Annotated in this window: 9 protein-coding genes; all 9 read right to left on the reverse strand. The window is 38.9% G+C overall.

Annotated elements, in window-relative coordinates:
- Positions 1-7 precede the first annotated feature (7 nt).
- The 9 genes from BLR84_RS10755 to BLR84_RS10795 all read right to left on the reverse strand — a co-directional run bounded on the left by BLR84_RS10755 (position 8) and on the right by BLR84_RS10795 (position 18,812).
- Positions 8-685, reverse strand: a complete 678-nt coding sequence (locus BLR84_RS10755) for an ABC transporter ATP-binding protein (RefSeq protein WP_090467809.1) — start codon at positions 683-685, stop codon at positions 8-10.
- A 246-nt stretch (positions 686-931) separates the two neighbouring features.
- The gene (locus BLR84_RS10760; protein ID WP_090467811.1) at positions 932-3,304 is read right to left on the reverse strand and encodes an ABC transporter permease; all 2,373 of its coding nucleotides are present in this window, start codon (positions 3,302-3,304) and stop codon (positions 932-934) included.
- Between the two features lie 63 nt (positions 3,305-3,367).
- The gene (locus tag BLR84_RS10765) at positions 3,368-5,746 is read right to left on the reverse strand and encodes an ABC transporter permease (protein ID WP_090467813.1); all 2,379 of its coding nucleotides are present in this window, start codon (positions 5,744-5,746) and stop codon (positions 3,368-3,370) included.
- Positions 5,747-5,798: 52 nt separating this feature from the next.
- A complete protein-coding gene (locus BLR84_RS10770; protein ID WP_090467815.1) occupies positions 5,799-8,189 on the reverse strand; it encodes an ABC transporter permease in 2,391 nt (796 codons plus the stop codon).
- Between the two features lie 45 nt (positions 8,190-8,234).
- The gene (locus BLR84_RS10775) at positions 8,235-10,589 is read right to left on the reverse strand and encodes an ABC transporter permease (RefSeq protein WP_090467817.1); all 2,355 of its coding nucleotides are present in this window, start codon (positions 10,587-10,589) and stop codon (positions 8,235-8,237) included.
- A 23-nt stretch (positions 10,590-10,612) separates the two neighbouring features.
- Positions 10,613-13,030: an ABC transporter permease gene (locus BLR84_RS10780; RefSeq protein ID WP_090469190.1), complete on the reverse strand. Its 2,418-nt coding sequence runs from the start codon at positions 13,028-13,030 to the stop codon at positions 10,613-10,615.
- Positions 13,031-13,293: 263 nt separating this feature from the next.
- Positions 13,294-13,701, reverse strand: coding sequence for a GNAT family N-acetyltransferase (locus tag BLR84_RS10785; RefSeq protein WP_090467819.1), 408 nt, complete (start codon positions 13,699-13,701; stop codon positions 13,294-13,296).
- A gap of 134 nt (positions 13,702-13,835) precedes the next feature.
- Positions 13,836-16,241, reverse strand: a complete 2,406-nt coding sequence (locus BLR84_RS10790; RefSeq protein ID WP_090467820.1) for an ABC transporter permease — start codon at positions 16,239-16,241, stop codon at positions 13,836-13,838.
- 99 nt (positions 16,242-16,340) lie between these two features.
- Positions 16,341-18,812 carry an ABC transporter permease gene (locus BLR84_RS10795; RefSeq protein WP_090467823.1) on the reverse strand — a complete coding sequence of 824 codons (2,472 nt, stop codon included), beginning with the start codon at positions 18,810-18,812 and terminating at the stop codon, positions 16,341-16,343.
- Between the last annotated feature and the right edge of the window lie 67 nt (positions 18,813-18,879).

Consider the following 18,879-nt stretch of genomic DNA (forward strand, 5'->3'; position numbering starts at 1 on the left):
AATATGATCAGAGTTGTTTTGAAGATTCGATTTTACCATCTAAAAGATTAATGATACGCGAACCGTATTCGGCATTTTTTTCGGAGTGCGTTACCTGAATAATAGTAACCCCATCTTCTTTGTTCAGTTTACGGAACAGTTCCATAATCTCCTCCCCTTGTTTGGAATTTAGGTTACCGGTAGGCTCATCGGCCAGTAACAACTTGGGTTTGGCTATTAGCGCACGGGCTATTCCTACTAATTGCTGTTGTCCGCCGGATAATTGCGCAGGAAAAAGATCTTTTTTACCTACAATATTAAAACGGTCTAATATATCGGCCACCATGGCTTTACGCTCAGAACCTTTAAAATCCTGATAAATTAGTGGTGTTTCGATATTTTCATAAACGGTGAGCTCGTCAATTAAATGGTATGCCTGAAACACAAAGCCAACATATTGCTTATATAATGCGGAACGCTGTTTTTCTTTAAGCTGATGTACTGCCTGACCGGCAAAGTAATGATATCCTTCGGATGGCTCATCAAGCATACCGATGATGTTAAGTAATGATGATTTACCCGAGCCCGATGGGCCCATAATAGATACGAATTCGCCTTCATCTATTTCAAGGCTAAGATCATTAAGAACAAAATTTTTAAGTCCGCTTACCTGGTAATATTTCGAAATATGTTGGAGTGATAACATTTTAAATGATTGTTTTGGTTGGTATGTATAAGTTTTTGTTTAAAAATATCAATTCATTTGATTCAATCAAGTATCAATAATATACCAAACTTTTAACATATTAAAAATCAATACATTATAGCAATCTATCACATAAATACTGTTCGCTTATGTAACACGGAGCGTACGGTTATGATACAATAGAAAAGCCGAAAGCTTAAGGCAGAAAGCTAAAAGTCTCCCTGTCTTAAGCTTTCGGCTTTACGTTTATTCGCTTCTTAAACTTTTAACTGGATTAGCTACCGCCGCCTTAATAGCCTGGAAACTTATGGTTAAAAGTGTGATCAGTACTGCGCTTATTGCCGAAACAAGAAAAACTCCGGGCCCGATACTTACGCGGTAGTCATATTTTTGCAACCAATTTTGTAAAAAATATAAAGCCAGTGGTGATGCGATCACGCAGCTAATGATAACCAGCAATACAAAATCTTTGGAGAGCAGGAACCACAATTGACTCACAGTAGCGCCTAAGACTTTACGTACGCCAATCTCTTTGGTACGCTGTTCTGCTATATACGCAGCCAAGCCAAACAAGCCAAGGCACGATATAAAAATAGCCAAACCGGCAAATATCCCTGATAATTTTCCTATCAACACCTCTTGACTGAATTTTCGGTTATAATCATCGTCGACAAACCGGTAAGTAAAAGGATAAGCCGGATTGTATTTTGCAAAGATCTGACCGATTTTTTCAATTGCATCGTGAGGGTTTACACCTTTGGCCAGGCGGTAAATCAAATTTGATGAAGGATTGCTGTGATAAACAAACATGGTCGGATCTGCTTTGGCAAATGGCGAGATCATCAATGCATCCTTTACAACTCCAATTATCCTTATTCGGCTACCGCTATGAGTGATTATTTGATTAATCGGATCTTTTAATCTCAAACGCTTAATTGCTGCCTCATTAAAGATCACATTTAAGGTATCAGATGCCACATAATTATAATCCCGGCCTCCTGACATGCGCATACCCAATGTTTTAAAATAGTCGGCAGTTATATCAATAACTCCCATTTCAACGGTTTCGCCTGCCTGTTTTCCTGGCCATTGATCCAGGTCGTTGTGCATCCCAACATCGGTAGCAGGGCTCGAAGCAGTGGCCATACTTTCAACCACCCCGGTTTGCAGCAGATCATTTTTAAGAGCAAGATAGTTTTTACCTAAATCGTCATTGGAGTTGGTGGTTAACAAGCGATTGATATTATAACCCGTCGGTCTATTTTTGGCATACTGTATCTGCCGGTAAATAACTACCGTGCTTATGATAAGCGCAATAGAACAGCTAAACTGCATTACCACTAAAATTTTTCTTGATAATGATGCTGAACGACCTACTTGTATAGTTCCCTTTAATACCTTAACCGGATTGAATGAGGACAAATAAAAGGCTGGCCTGCTGCCTGCAATAAGTGCCGTGAAGAACACGCAAGCCATCATAACCAACCAAAAAGTAATGCTACTAAATGGAATACGGATCACCGTACCGGTAAGTGCATTAAATGGCGCCAATGCTATTTGTACAAAAAGTATAGCGCATAAAAAAGATATGAAAGTAGTTAGTGTCGATTCTGTTAAAAATTGGAATATAAGGTGTTTGCGCTGCGAACCTATTGCCTTACGAATGCCCACTTCTCGTGCCCTCTTCTCGGAGCGTGCTGTGGTTAAATTGATAAAGTTAACACATGCTATCAATAGAACCAGGATTCCAATAATGCTAAAAATGCGGATATACTCAATAAAACCACCACTGGCTATTCCATTTTTATACTCTGAGTATAAGTGCCAGTCTTGCATCAGTTGCATGATAACATCAGAGTTTTTGGCATTGACATTATTCTCTCCTTTCTCTATGTTTTTAATTTTAGGAGCAACTTGCGTGTATGCAATACCTGGTTTAAGTTTAACATAGATGGAAAATGCATTGAAACCAAAACTATCATGGGCGCCCTTTATCCATGGCTGAGTTTGCTCTGCAAAACTAAAAGGTATAATATACTTTATAAATTGCATTACCGAATTGGAAGGCACGTCTTTTATAACCCCTGTTACCTTTAAATTATATGCGTTATCAATTTTAACCACTCGATTGATCACATTATCGGTACCAAATAAAGCTATAGCAGTAGCTTGGGTGAGTACTATAGAATAAGGATCCCTTAAAGATTCACCAGCACTACCATGTAACATAGGGTATCGAAACATCTTCAAAAAGTCACTTCCAGTTTCTATCCCTTCCATATAGAACTTTTTATTACCAACCATTAAACCATGCGAGCTGCCGCCGTCGGATTCAGCCACATATTCAATTTCGGGAATATTACTCCGGAGAGTATACGCTAATTTGAGCGATGTTGTGCTAAATGTAAGCGTTTCACCATTACTATTAAAGTTGCGCCTAACCTGGTATAATCTATCCGAATCGGGTAAAAACTTGTCATATGAATACTCATTTTTTACCCATAAGGCTATGAGTAATGCAACCGCCATCCCAGCAGCCAGCCCAAGTATATTTATAGCACTGTAAGCTTTATTGCCCACCAAGTTGCGCCAGGCTATTTTTAAATAATTTTTGATCATATTTTTGAAAATTCGAAACCCTATGTGCTAAATCCTAAACTAATAAGAACCTTTTATTCTCTATTATTCACTCCGCAAACTCTTTACCGGGTTAGCAGTAGCCGCCATAATTGAGCGATAACCTACGGTGATAGAGGCAATAATGAATGTAGACAGAATAGACGCCAGGAAAATACCAGGGCCAATGGTTATACGATATTTAAAGTCCTGCAGATAATTGTGCATGACCCACCAGGCCAGCGGTGCGGCAATTACAAAAGCTATAAGTAATAAGTAAGTAAACTCCTTACCAAACAACCATAAAATATGTTGTGTATTTGCCCCTAATACTTTGCGCACCCCTATTTCTTTTGTTTTACGTACTGCCATAAACGATACCAGGCCATATAAACCCAGACAACCTATAAGGATAGCTATACCTGCAAATGCCTCAACTAATTTTAATTGTATATTATCCATTTCATAAAACTTTCCGACGCTATCGTCAAGAAACTGGTACGAATAAAGCTCTTCCGGAAAGGTTTCATTCCATATTTTTTCAAACGCTGCCAACGAGGTTTTGGCGTTGCGCATATTTATCTTAACCGCCAATGTAGAGTATGACCGGTAATCGGGCATGATACAAACAGCTGATATTTCGGTATGAAACGAGTAATTGTAAAAATCTTTTACTACACCTACAATAGGTGCTGTGGTTGATCGGCCATTTACGGACAGCATTTTACCGATCACATCCTGAGGTTTAAGATTAAGCTTTTTTACAAAGGTTTCATTTACCAGAAACTCACGTGTAGTGTCGGCAGGAAAAAAATTACGCCCGGCAACCAACTTCATCCCAAATGTTGAAAGAAAGTTTTCGTCCCCTGGTTTAGTGTTGATACCCCAATGTTCATCTTCGGCCCGGTGATTGAAACGAACGTCTGTACTGTTATTGGATTGAGACGCGGGAGGTCTGTAACAGTAAGATGATTTTTCAACGCCCTGCACCTCATTAATACGGTTATGCAGCGTACTCAGTTTAGCTTTATCATTTTGTGGTATGGGTAATAACACAACGGCATCTTTGTTAAAGCCAAGGTCGGCGGTTTGGGAATAATGTAATTGCGATACAATAATTATGGCCCCTATAATTAAAACTTGTGAAATGGAAAACTGGGTAACAACAAGTATACGACGTAGTGAAAAACCGCCAACATGTTCTTGTGAAAGTTTACTTTTAAGCGCCAGTATGGGTTGAAAACGAGCCAGTACCAGACCCGGATATGATCCGGATAAAAATACAACCAATATACTTATCAGTACAATAAACACAGCAAGCTGAGAAAGCTCAAATGCCATTTGGGAGTGAAATAAATTATTGATCACGGGCAGCGCGATAAATGATAAAGCAACAGCCACGATAACAGCCACCAGGGTAATTAAAGTGGTTTCTGCTATAAACTGCCAGAATAATTGGCGTGGCAGGCTACCTAAAACCTTTCGTACTCCTATCTCTTTGGCCCGGTTCAGTGCCTGGGCTGTAGCCAGATTAACAAAGTTTACGCAAGCGGTAATGATCAGGAACAGGCCAATGAAGAATAAAGCCCACAGGTATTTTTTATCGGCATATCCATCAAGGTCGGAATTGAAGTGAATATCTGAAAGTGGTTGTAACTTAAACTTCCATACTTTCAAATCTCGGCCTGTATAATGTTTTTTAACAATAAGTGCCATGGCTTCATTGGCACTGGCCAGCGTGGTAGATGGTTTTAATAATGTAAATACTTCGCTCCCACTAAAAACGCCACCCCAATTGTCTTCACGCTCTTTATTAGTATATTCATTCATGTTACCATATGAAACATACACCTGTTGTTTACGATCGGTGTTAGCTGGCAGATCTTTTAACACGCCTGTAATAGTAAAATTTACTTTGTTATCCAGGCGAATGACTTTTCCTATCGGGTCAGCATCACCAAAATATTTTCGTGCAGTTTTTTCGGTTAATATAGCTTCGCCGGGCTTTACCAGTATCGTTTTTTTATCACCTTTTAATAGCGGAAAATTCAGGATATCAAAATACCCGGCTTCAGTAAAAGCAACCCCATCCTCTTCATTAAACTTTTTAACCTGATTACCCTGGGTAATGGTGATCAGGTTATCGTGAAAGCTGATGGCACGAGCCGTTTGTTCTGCCAGCGCAAAATCGTTGCGAAAGGTTTTTCCTAAAGGTTGAGGTACCCCCTGCGATCTGCCAACACTCTCGTCATGCCATTCTGTATATAGGCGGTAAACCCTATCCGGAGTTTTATGGAAATTATCAAAGCTGAGATGATACGTGATGAGTGTGAAGATCAAAATACCACAGGTAATCCCCAGGGCCAACCCAACAACACTGATGAACGCGTAAGCCTTGTTGCGTTTTAAATTGCGCCAGGCTATTTTAATATAATTTTTGATCATAATGGTTAAATTCTAAACTCTAATTTTTAAATCGATATCCTTTTACGCACAACTACTCGCTGCGCAAGCTTTTTACAGGATTAGTTAATGCTGCTTTTATAGCTTGAAAACTAATAGTTATTAATGTGATGGCAATAGCCGCGGTTGCCGACAATATGAATACGCCTGGGCCAATAGTGATACGGTAGTCATACTTTTGCAGCCAGTTTTGTAAAAAGTAAAATGCTACCGGCGATGCGATAACGCAGCTTATGCCTACCAATAAAATAAAGTCTTTTGATAGCAGTAGCCACACCTGGGCTACCGATGCACCCAATACTTTGCGAATACCAATTTCCTTTGTTCGCTGTTCGGCAACGTAGGCGGCTAATCCAAACAAACCAAGGCATGATATTAAAATAGCCAAACCTGCAAATATTCCGGACAGTTTACCTACCAGTATTTCCAGATTAAATTTATGATTATACTCTTCGTCAACAAACTGGTATATATACGGATAAGCAGGATTATAGGAATCAAATATTTTAGTAAGCTTTTTGATTGCTTGCTGAGTATTAGCATTTGGCGCCAAACGGTACATAATGTTATTGGCTACATGGCCATGACTAAAAATAGCCGGTTGAACCGGCGTAAATGGCGACTCCATCAGGGCATCTTTTACCACTCCAATAACACGTACCGGTACAGTGCTACCATTCCAGGTTACTAACTGGTTTATGGGGTTTTTCAGGCCTATTCTTTTTACAGCGGCTTCATTAAGTATAACACTGGTAGAGTCGGCCGTCCAGCTGTGAGTAAAATCCCTGCCTTCTCTAAGGGTCATCCCCAGGGTTTTAAAATAATCATCAGATACAAAAACAGCCGCGATGTTCACAGCCTCATCACTCACGCTTTTACCCGGCCATTTATCAAGCGACATGTGGCTGTATATATTGGTAACCGGACTCGAGGCTGCGGCAACGCTTTCAACATACCCGCTGGCCAGCAGATCGTTTTTTAAAGCATCATATTTCGTATTCAGATCACCGCTCATGTCAGTCATCATTAACCTGGCTGCATTGTAGCCTGTTGGCCTGTCCTTGGCATGTTGTATTTGCTGGTATACGATGATGGTGCTAATGATTAAAGCAATAGAGCAGCTGAACTGTGTTACAACCAATATTTTACGAGGTAAGGATGCCGATTTGCCCTCTTTGATCGCGCCTTTTAAAACTTTTACGGGGTTAAAGGATGACAGATAAAATGCGGGCCTGCTTCCGGCCAGTAAACCCGTCAATAGTACATAAAATAACATGATACCCCAAAATACAGGGTTGGTGTATGGGATACTGATAGCACTGTCAACCAGTGAATTAAAATATGGTAAAGCCAGCTGTACAAATAATATCGAAAACAAAAAGGCGATAAATGTAATCAAGACAGATTCGGCTAAAAACTGGATGATCAGATCGCGGCGCTGGGAGCCGATCGCTTTTCGTACCCCAACCTCTCTTGCTCTTCGTTCAGAACGCGCGGTTGAAAGGTTCATGAAGTTGATACAGGCAATAAGCAACACCAGTATACCTATGATGTTGAACATCCGAACATAATCAATAAAGCCACCTACGGCTTTACCGTTCTTAAAATCGGAGTATAGATGCCAGTCTTTTAAAGGGTGTAAGATCACTTCAGGCTTTGCAGGCCTCATTTGGGGGCTATGCTCGTACACAAGGTTCTTGATTTTAGGTGCAATTTGTTCAATTGTTACGCCAGGTTCTAACTCCACAAAGGCATTGAATGAATTATTTGTCCATGTGGTACGGGCGGTGCTCATCCAGCTTTCGGTTTTTTCCTTAAAACTAAAGGGAGTTAAAAAGCTGAACTGCTTGGTAGCGTTTTTAGGAATATCCTTTATTACACCTGTTACTTTTAGGTTCTGCTGATTATCAATCCGGATGAATTTATTTATAGGGTCCACATTACCAAATAAGGCTTTGGCGGTCGACTCGTTTAAAATAATGGAATAAGGATCGGTTAAAGCGTCTTTGGCACTACCTTTAACAAAGGGGTATTGAAATATCTTTAAGAAATCGGGGGCTGCGGCACCACCATTCAGGTAAAGTTTTTTGTCACCAACCAATAGCGAATGCCACTGCCATCCAACCCAATCTGTTTCGGCAGCATACTTTATTCCAGGTATCTCTTTTCGCATGACATCAACCAGAGGAATAGCCATGGCGGTTTGCGTATGCTCGCCATCGTGCTGAGTGGTGAAATTTAGCTCAACCTGATATAATTGCTTGTAATTGGGCAAAAATTTATCAAAAGAGTATTCATTAACTACCCACAATCCAATAATCAGGGCAACTGCCATACCGGCCGCTAACCCTAATATGTTAATGGCACTATAAACTTTATTGTTGACGATGTTACGCCATGCAATTTTCAAATAGTTCTTGATCATGATTTTTTTAAACTCTAAATACTAAATCGAACATTCGGAATCCGCTTATTCATTCCTCAAACTATTCACCGGATTTGACAAAGCAGCCTTAATAGCCTGGAAACTAACCGTCGCCAATGCTATCAACATAGCTAGTATGCCTGCAGCGGCAAACACCATCCAGTTCACCGTTATTCTATACTGGTAATTTTGTAGCCATTTAGATAAAGCCCACCAGGCTATCGGAAAAGCGATAAGACAAGAAATGCCTACCAGCTTTAAGAAATCCTTTGACAGCAAACCTGTTAAACCGGCAACAGAAGCTCCAAGCACCTTCCTTATACCGATTTCTTTGATCCTTCGTTCCGCTGTGTACGCTGCCAATCCAAACAAACCCAGGCAAGATATGAGGATAGCCAGCGATGCAAACACGCCCGCCAGTTTTCCGGTTAATGCTTCGGTTTTAAACAGTCGGTCAAAGTCGTCATCCATGAATTTATACTCAAAAGGATAAGCTGGGTTATTAACCTTCATGACCGCTCCGATTTTAGCCAGCGCTTCTGACAAATTTACATTGCTTTTAATGCGGATACTTAATACATTGGTTCCGATTATCTTATTATATAGTACAAGCGGGGTACTCACAGCGTACATGTCATTGTATAGAAAATCTTTTACTATACCGGCTATTTCAAATTCCTTTTTGCCCACGTCTCTGATAATCCCACCTACACGGCCTTGTTTGCCCATTTGCTTCGCCATTGCCTCATTAATAATTACGCTATTACTATCCAAAGTCGAATTGGTATAAAAATCTCTGCCGGAAGCCAGTTTCATACCCATGGTTCGAACAAATTGCGGACTTACATTTTCAAATGATATCAATGGATTTTGTGTAGGAGCCTTCCCTGTCCACGAATAATTATCAGTATTCTTCCATACTTGTATTACAGGGAAATCGCTTAATGAAGCATTTTCAACTACTCGACTTTGTTTAAGTTGCTGATAAACATTTTCAAAATGATCTGTTAGTTTACCCTGTGTAGTCACATAAATCAAATTACTTTTATTGTAACCCAGATCCCTGTTTTTTACGTGCTGTATTTGCTGGTAAATAATAATGGTACTAACTATGAGTATAATGGAAATAGAAAATTGAATAACCACCAGGCCTTCTCTGATAAAACCCGCACCAGCAGGTAATTTCATACTTTTTAGTACCGTTATAGGATTAAATGATGAAAGGTAAAAAGCCGGATAACTACCCGCCAGTAAGCCTGTAACGGCGCCGATCAACAATAAATAAATAAGATGAACTGGCTCAAAAACATCAATAAATAGCTCTTTTTGAACCAGATTATTAAATGCCGGCAATGTAATATATATAAACCCAACGGCTATAAATACCGCTATAAAAGACATCACAATAGCTTCGCCGATGAACTGGGCTATCAACTTTCCTTTACCTGCTCCCATTACTTTACGTACGCCTACCTCTTTTGCCCGTTTCTCTGACCTGGCGGTTGAAAGGTTCATAAAGTTAATGCATGCTATGATTAAAATAATAAAACCGATGATAGAGAATAAACGGACATATTCAATACGTCCACCGTCCATTTTCCCGTTAGTAAAATTATTGTGCAGATTCCAGTCGTTCATGCCAAAGAGAAAGCATTCCGTTTTGGTACCGCTATTTTTACTGGTTAGGTAATGTTGTAACTTTTTATTAACTCCCGTAACGTTTGCGGATGGTATCAATTCAACATAAGTATGGGCCCAGTTGGCACCCCACTCCTGCATCCATGGAAATTTATGGTCGATGTTGGCTATTGGGGCAAGCCACTGAAATTGGAATGTTGAGTTTTTAGGCAGATCATTAAAAACGCCGGTTACTGTATACTCCTGTTCATTATTTATCTTCAATGTTTTACCCACAGCATCGGCAGTACCAAAGAATTTTTTAGCCATTGTGGCATTAATAACAACCGAGTGCAACTCCTTAAATACATTGGAAATATCCCCGTTTATAAATGACAATTTCAACATGGAGAATATCTCAGGGTCTGCATAACTACCATCTTCGGTAATAGCTTTTTCATCCAATGAAAACAAAAGCTGGTCAGATCCGGCCGTCCGGGCAATGGCCTTTATTTCAGGAATTTCCATCTTCAGCGCCTTGGCCATTGGGCCGGGTGTTGCAATAAAAGTAGACATTTTACCATCATAAGTTTGATTCTCATAAATGGTATATAGATTATTTCGCTTTTCGAAATTATGGTTAAATGTTAATTCATCCTGAACCCATAAAAATATGAGCGAGGCACAAGCTATACCCGTAGCTAAACCTGCAATATTTAAAAAACTATAAGCCCGGTTTTTAAGCAGGCTACGCAGGGTGGTTTTAAAATAGTTACCTATCATTGCAATAGTTTTAAGTTTTATGATTATTCGTTTCTTAAACTTTTAACGGGATTTACCAGAGCGGCTTTTAAAGCTTTGTATCCTACGGTGATCCAGGCAATCAGAACCGAGGATATAATAGCAAGTGCGAACACCCAAACACTTAATGATATCCGGTAAGCGAAGTTTTGCAGCCAACCCGTCATTAGGTACCAGGCCGTTGGCATAGCTATAACAAATGAAATGGTTATCAGTACCATGAATTCCTTAGAGAATAGATAAATGATACTGCTTATCGATGCGCCCAATACCTTACGGATACCAACTTCTTTGGTACGTTGCACAGCCATAAACGATACCAGACCATATAAACCCAGGCAAGATATAAAAATGGCTATACCGGCAAATACCTTATAAACCAGGGCCATTTGGTTTTCCTGTTTATAAAAATCGGCTATGTTTTGATCCAGGAAATATCCGTTATAGGCATATTCAGGATAAGTGGTTTCCCACATTTTTTGAAGCTGCGCAACCGTTTTGCTCAAGTCATTGGTTTTGATCTTAATAGCCACCTGCGATTCATAAGTTTTCTGGGCAGATATAACAATGGGTTTTACAGTTTCACGAAGAGAATTAGTTTTAAAATCTTTAACTACACCGCTAATGGGTAAAGTAGGTCCTGTGCCCAAGCGAACAGTTTTACCTATGGCATCCTGAGCATTCTGAACACCAAGTTTGTGGATAAAGGTTTCATTAACAACAAGCTGCCTGGCGGTATCGCCTACATCATATACCCTGCCAGCTACAAAATGCAGTTCATAGGTTTTGAAATAATCGGCATCGCCAAATTTTAAAAAGGTACTAAAACCTGGATCTTTAATGGAATGATTAAAATAAAAGTTGGTGGCTGAGTTATTTTCAGATGATGGAGCATCAGAAGAAAAACTTACCGACTCTACCTGTGCATTTTGCAGTAAACGTTGTTTAAAGGAATCCATTTTACGCAGACTCAGGCTGTCTGTGTATCCGGGTATCACCAGTACCGCATTTTTATTAAATCCAAGGTCGGCTTTATTTACAAAATCCATTTGGCTTACCGCTACAATAGTACCGATAATGAGCAATTGGGATATAGCAAACTGAGCAACAACCAGGGCTCGGCGCAAAGGTATACCACCGATGGAGGCCGCTGTGATCTTGTTTTTTAAAGCTAACACTGGTTTAAAGCCAGATACAACCAAAGCCGGATATATACCGGACAGCAGGATCACAGAAAACATTACTATTACCGAAAATATGATGTTATCCATTGTAAACAGTCCCATATTTTCAGGCACACTGGCAATGTGTTTTAAATAAGGCATAGCCATTTTTGCTACGATGAGCGCTAATAAGACTGAGCCGATAACAATTAAGGTGGTTTCTCCTATAATTTGTAGGATCAATTGTTTACGGGTACTGCCCAATACCTTGCGGATACCAACTTCTTTTGATCTGCCTACTGATTGAGCGGTAGACAGATTTATAAAGTTAATAGAAGCCATAACGATAATCAGTATGGCAATAAATGATAACGTGCGTAAGGTGGCCATACTCATGATATGATCACCTATAGTATTGCCAAAGCGGGTATCAAAATGGAGCAGGGCTAACGGTTGCGCGAAAATAAGTTTGCGCTTGGTGCCCGTTTCATAATGTTTTTTGGTAAAAGATATGAGTTGGTTATCTATGTTATTAATAGAGGTATTGGGAATTAGCATGAATACCTGGTGATTACTGCTAATTGCACCCCACTCATTTTCGTAATAGTATTCTTTAGGGTGTTGTTTCCAGGTGATATATGATACCATTATTTTAAATGGGAAATCTGTATTTTCCGGCTGATCTTCAGTAATACCTGCTATTTTAAGATCAATCAGGTTATCCATTTTCAGGGTTTTACCTATGACGTTAGTCCAGTTGCCAAAATATTTCACAGCCGTGCTTTTACTGATAACCGCCATATTGGGTTCGGCTAAAACAGAAGGTGTCCCCGCGAGCCATTTAAAACTAAAAATATCAAAAAACTGAGGCTCGATAAATACAACCCCTATACTTTCTGTGAATTTTTTATCACCTGTATTTTTACCAGCACTTATATCAGGTACTGTGATCTGACTGCCATAACTGGAGTTTAATGCAGCTACCTTTGCTTGTGGAAAATCAACCCGCAGGGCATCTGTGGCCGGGGCGGGCAATCCCGGAGTATAACTAAAGCCATCCTCGTGAGTTTGTTTAAGTACTATATGGTAAATGTTTTTAAAATTAGGCTGGTTCGTGTCAAAACTCATCTCATAACGGATGATAACGAATATCAGCAAACAGGCAGAAATTCCTAAAGTTAAACCGGCTATATTAATGGCAGAATATCCTTTATGACGAATTATATTTCTCCAGGCTATTTTAAAATAGTTTTTCAGCATTTTTCGTAGTTTAATCAGCATTAAAGATTAAAACATATACCAAAATATCAAATAGCTGTATATCAATAAATTATATAATTGTTTAAGAATAAAGTGTTCGTAAGTGTAACAACACATGTACGGTTATGATACAGTGAGTATGAGCGAATTAATTAGCTGGGGGATTACTTTAGTAGGGACTTTACTTCTTTAGGATAACCGGTCAGGCATCAAAACAATACCCGGTAAATTAATATTACAAATTCAAAGGGTCCCATTGACTATTATAGTACTTTCTCTAAGACTAAATATTTACCCTTTGCGCCTACAGAAAAGAAACCTAACCTTTTACATAGGTTTAGCGCTTTTATATTATCCCCTTTTACCTCAGTGCAACATTTCCTAAACCCCTTAAGGGTTAGGTCTTTCAAAGAAAACTCAACTAATCTTCTGCCATATCCCATTCTCCATACCGAAGGAGAAACGATGAGCATAGATATAAACCCAATCTTATTTACATGATCATTAGCATAATACGCTAAAAAGCCTTGTAGAACATCTTGCTCAACCACAATAATGATGCAAGCCTTTTCAATAAGTTTATTAAGATAAGTGTTTAAGTCATTATGTTCAAAAATGCCGCTGCCATCATTGATTAATTGACTCATTAAATCAAGAACTTTTTGTTTCATAAGGATGTAGTTTATTCGCTGAAATTCAGTTGAATAATACAATCTATATGAATATTTCTTCAGAAACGAAAAGAAAGTAAACTATGTAAACTTAGTTTACAGTTGTTGTTTTAATTTTACATGATTTTCACACGTCACTCATCCCGTAAACTATTTATGGGATTTGCCATCGCCGCTTTTATTGATTGAAAACTTACTGTAATAAATGCTATGAATATGGTAAGTACGGCAGTAACCGCGAATACCCACCATTGTATGTCAATACGATAGGCAAAACTCTGCAGGTACTTACTCATCATGAGCCAGGCTATAGGCGAGGCTATGATCACTGCAATAAACACCAATTTTAAAAAATCTAAAGAAAGTAAAGTTGTGATGTGTGCTACTGACGCACCAAGAACCTTACGGATACCGATTTCCTTAGTACGTTGCAAGGTTAAAAGAGAAATGAGCCCCAGTAATCCTAAACAGCTTATAAAAATGGCGATGATCGCACTTGATTTGATCAGTTTATTAAGCAGATCTTCCTTTTTGTAAAAATCAGCTATCTGCTCATCCAGGAAATGGTATTCAAAAACATGATCAGGATAAAATGCTTGCCATTCTTTTTTTATATGGGCTAATATTGCCGAAGGATCATTTGAACTGATTTTAATCCCTATGTTTTGGTAAGAATTTCTAAACGTAGTAATATATTCAGGTTCAACTGCGGTATACAATGATCTGGAATTGAAATCTTTAACCACCCCTACAATGGTGCCGGAGTTATCAGAAAGATCGCCGGCAGCAAGCTTATGCCCGATAACTTGTTGAGGATCTTTTATACCCAGTTTTTGAACAAGATTTTCATTTACCAGGTATTCCTTGGCGGTATCTCCTTCTGCCAGGTTGCGTCCGGCAATTAACCGTAATCCAAATGTTTTTACATAACCTGCATCACCCATAATTGTTCTGCCTACAAACTTTTCCCAAGGGCGACTATCATATCTTATACTACCGCCTTTATTAGCAGTTGATGCGGGTGCCTGATAACAAAATGCCACGCTGTTAATACCAGGATAAGCTAATAATCGGTTGCGTAAGAAATCAGTTTTACTTTTGGCATTATCGGGAGCTGGTAACATGAGCACTGCGCTTTTGTTAAATCCAAGATCCGCGTTTTTCAGATATCTTACCTGCAAAGTGATCAGTATAGTACTAATGATCAGAACCTGTGCTATAACATTTTGTACCACGATCAAACTTTTACGTGCCAATCCTGCTGATTGACTATTTTGGCCAAGCTGATTTTTAAGGGCATTTACCGGTTTAAAACGGCTCAGTAACGTAGCCGGATAAAAGCCTGCTGCCGTAATAATAAATACCAATAAGCCAAACACAAAAAGTATCAGCTTAGGGTCGCTAATGAAATTAAGTGTTAAACTGGTTTGCAGCCAGTAATTAATTACAGGCAGTGTTAACCATACCCACAATACAGACAATAAGCCCGCAAAGAAGGTAATACTGGCTGTTTCGGCCATAAACTGGAAAAATATAGCCGATGGAGTACTACCTAAAACTTTGCGTGTGCCTATTTCCTTTGCCCGTTTAAAACTCTGGGCGGTAGCCATATTTATAAAGTTAACACAGGCAATTACAATCAACAACAAACCTATCAACCCAAGGGTAACCAATAATGATCTTTGAATAACTCCACTGTAACGGCCATCAAAGTGTACTTCTTTTAGAGGCTGTAATTTAAAATGAAAAGCATTGGCCCTGTCGCCCAGATCACTCACAGTCATTTTTCTGATCATAGTTTCCACACTTTGGGACGAAACATGATCGGGTAATAAAAAATATACGGCCGTGGTAGTATTAACCCATCCCCAATCGTTCTGCAATGGTTCTGCAACATCTGGGTAAATGTTTTTCAGGGTCGATAACGACAAAAACATATCAGTTTTGATATCGGTATTTGCCGGATGATCTTTGATGACACCGGTTACTTTAAAATTATTTTTATTATCAATCCTGATAGTTTTCCCGATAACATCCTGACTATTAAAATATTTCTGAGCCAGGGTATGGCTTAGTACAACGGTATTGGGTTCATTGAGCGCGATGTTTTTATTACCCTGCTCCCATTCATAATCAAACATATCAAAAAAATGATCGTCGGTTATGGCTACATTTTCATGCTCAGCAAATAATTTAGCATTAACATCCCCAGGTTGAGTAACAGAGGTTGTTAAATCATGTATACGTAAAACCGCAGCGACTTCCTTAATTTGAGGGATGTTTGTTTTAGCCTTGAGCATAGCCAAGGGTGACCCCTGTTCAAACAAAACACTACCATCATCTAAGTGCAGTTCTGTTACTACTTTATAAAGTTGTTTGGCATCGTGATGGTAAGTATCAAAACTAAGATGATACGTTATAAACTGAAATAAAATAAGGCTGCAACCAATCCCTAATGACAAGCCGAAGATGTTGATCAGGGTATAAAATTTATGTTTCTGCAGGTTACGCCAGGCAATTTTGAAGTAATTACTTACCATATCACATTGTTTATACGATGATAAGTAAAATGCCTTAAATGAGTAGTTAAATAGTGTTAAAGTTTAAAACTATGTCACTCTGCAATTACTCAAACTACACTATTCGCTACGTAAACTTTTAACAGGGTTGGCAATAGCTGCCTTAACCGTTTGAAAGCTCAATGTGCACAAAGCTGCCAACAACATTCCAGCACCGCTCAAAACAAATATCCACCAGCTGATGGTTGTGCGGTCGGCAAAACTCTGCATCCATTTATGCATCGCGTACCAGGCCAGCGGTGTAACCAAAACAAAGGCCAGTACAATAAGCAGCACCAATTCGGTTGATAGCAAGGTGACAATCTGGGTAACTGATGCACCAAGCACTTTCCTAACCCCTATTTCTTTGGTTCGTAAATTGGTTGTATACATAGCTAAACCAAGTAAACCCAGGCAGCTGATAAATACAGATAATCCGGTAGCCCAGGTAAGCAATGTAGAAGTATGCTGCTCCGCATCATAGAATTTGGCAATATTTTCATCAAAGAAATGATATTCAAAATCATCTTCGGGATAAATCTCTTTCCATGCTGATTCCATTGCCGAAATGGCTTTTTTCCAATCGTTGCCACCGGCTGATTGTGGTTTTAATGCTATATGAAATGTGCCATTATTATAACGTTCTTTACTTGTTAAAATAGCCAAAGGCCTAATCGGCGAATGCAGGGATTCATGATAAAAGTCTGCAACTACTCCAATTATTTCCATCTTGGTATCGCCATTGAAATTATCTATTTGCTTACCTACCGCGTCTTTAGGGTTTTTAAATCCAAATATCTTTGCGCAGGTATTGTTAATTAAAAATCCTTTTGTGCTGTCGCTCTGCTGTAAATTTCTACCGGCAAGCAATTTGATCTTATATACATCAATGTACTTTTCATCACCATATTTTTCTTCCAGATTTATTTTAATCTCCTTTTTTCCATCTTTATAAGTAGCTTCTGTTGAGTTACTTGAACTGGAAGATGGTGCATCCTTACCTACGGCTATCATCTCTATTTGAGGTATAGCTTTTAGTTTGTTCATAAACACCTGGTTGCGACTGGCCGTACGGTTTTTCCAGGGAGAATTAATAACTATAATAGCATCCTTTTTAAAACCCAGATCCTTATGCAGCGCATAATATATTTGCTTGCTCACCAATACTGTTGCCATTATAAAAAACTGGGCTATCACAAACTGTAAAACTGTTAATGATTTACGCAGCACCGCGTTACGTGTTTTATTGCTATTGGCAGCGGTTTGGTTTTTAAGTACCAATGCGGGTTTGTATGACGATAATAAGACAGCTGGATAAAAGCCTGATAAAATGCTTACCACAATTGTTAATATGAACAGAAAAATTATCAGATCAGGATGCCCCAAAATATCTACTTTAATACCCTGCGGAATAAAATCAGCAAACAATTTGAGTATAACAGGAGCCATCGCTACAGATACAATTACGGCAATTAAAGTTATCAAAAACGTTTCGCTCAGAAACTGAATAATGAGTTGCACGCGGCTACTGCCCATTGTTTTGCGGATACCTATTTCTTTGGCCCTTTGGGTAGCCTGTGCGGTAGTTAAATTCACAAAGTTGATACAACCTAGTAATAATAGAAACAAAGCAATTACCAGCAAACCATACAAGGTTATTTTATTGGCAGTATGACTGGTACCTGTATCAAACGTTCCATAAGTTCCGTTAAAATGCAGATCGCTTAATGGCTGCAACTTAAAATTCCTGGTGTTACCCTTATCTGATGGTTTAGGTGGATTGTTTTTCTTTAACAATTCATTTAACTGTTTCTCAATATGCGTAACAGTGGTATTGGGTGATAGCTTGATAAAAAGTTGAGAAGCAGATGTTGTACTACCCCATTGTGTCGGTCTTATTTCTTCCAGGAGCGCTTTATTCGAATTTATAGTACCATAGGATATGAAATCATGAAAAGTAAAGTCGTTATTACCTTTTAATGATTCCACAATACCACTAACAGTTGTGGTTAAAGTATCATAAGTAACCGTACGCCCCAGCATCTGGTTATAGGAAAGTGAAGGAAAGTATTTTTTAGCCTGATCTGTGGTCAATACCACCTGGTTAGGCGCGTTTAAGGCAGTCTTGGCAGAACCCACTTTCCAATTATAATTAAACAGATTAAAATAATGACTATCTGCAATAACTACATTGTCCTGTATCTTGAATTTAACCGGAACACCCGATTTTATCGAAATGAGCACATTTGGCTGATTGAGCGTAAAAAATGGTACTGAAACAGCTACCCCACTCACGGATTTCATTGCCCCGGGCAAAGCACCTGTAACTCCCCTGTTATGAGCCTCTTCACCAGAGAATGTGTAATTTGAAACTATACGATATATCCTGTCACCATCTGTAAAGGATTGGTTAAAAGTAAAATCAAAATGTACAATCAAATAAATGACCAATGCAGAGCTTATACCAATGGATAAGCCGATGATATTGATCATTGTAAACAATTTGTGCTTACTAAAATTGCGCAAAGCAATCTTGAAATAATTTTTGATCATAATGATATAATTTCTAAACTATAGTTTCTAAATCCTAAACAACCTTGAGCTTTCTGCATTTAGCTTC

It is taken from the genome of Mucilaginibacter sp. OK268, from assembly GCF_900103125.1.
Lineage (GTDB): Bacteria > Bacteroidota > Bacteroidia > Sphingobacteriales > Sphingobacteriaceae > Mucilaginibacter.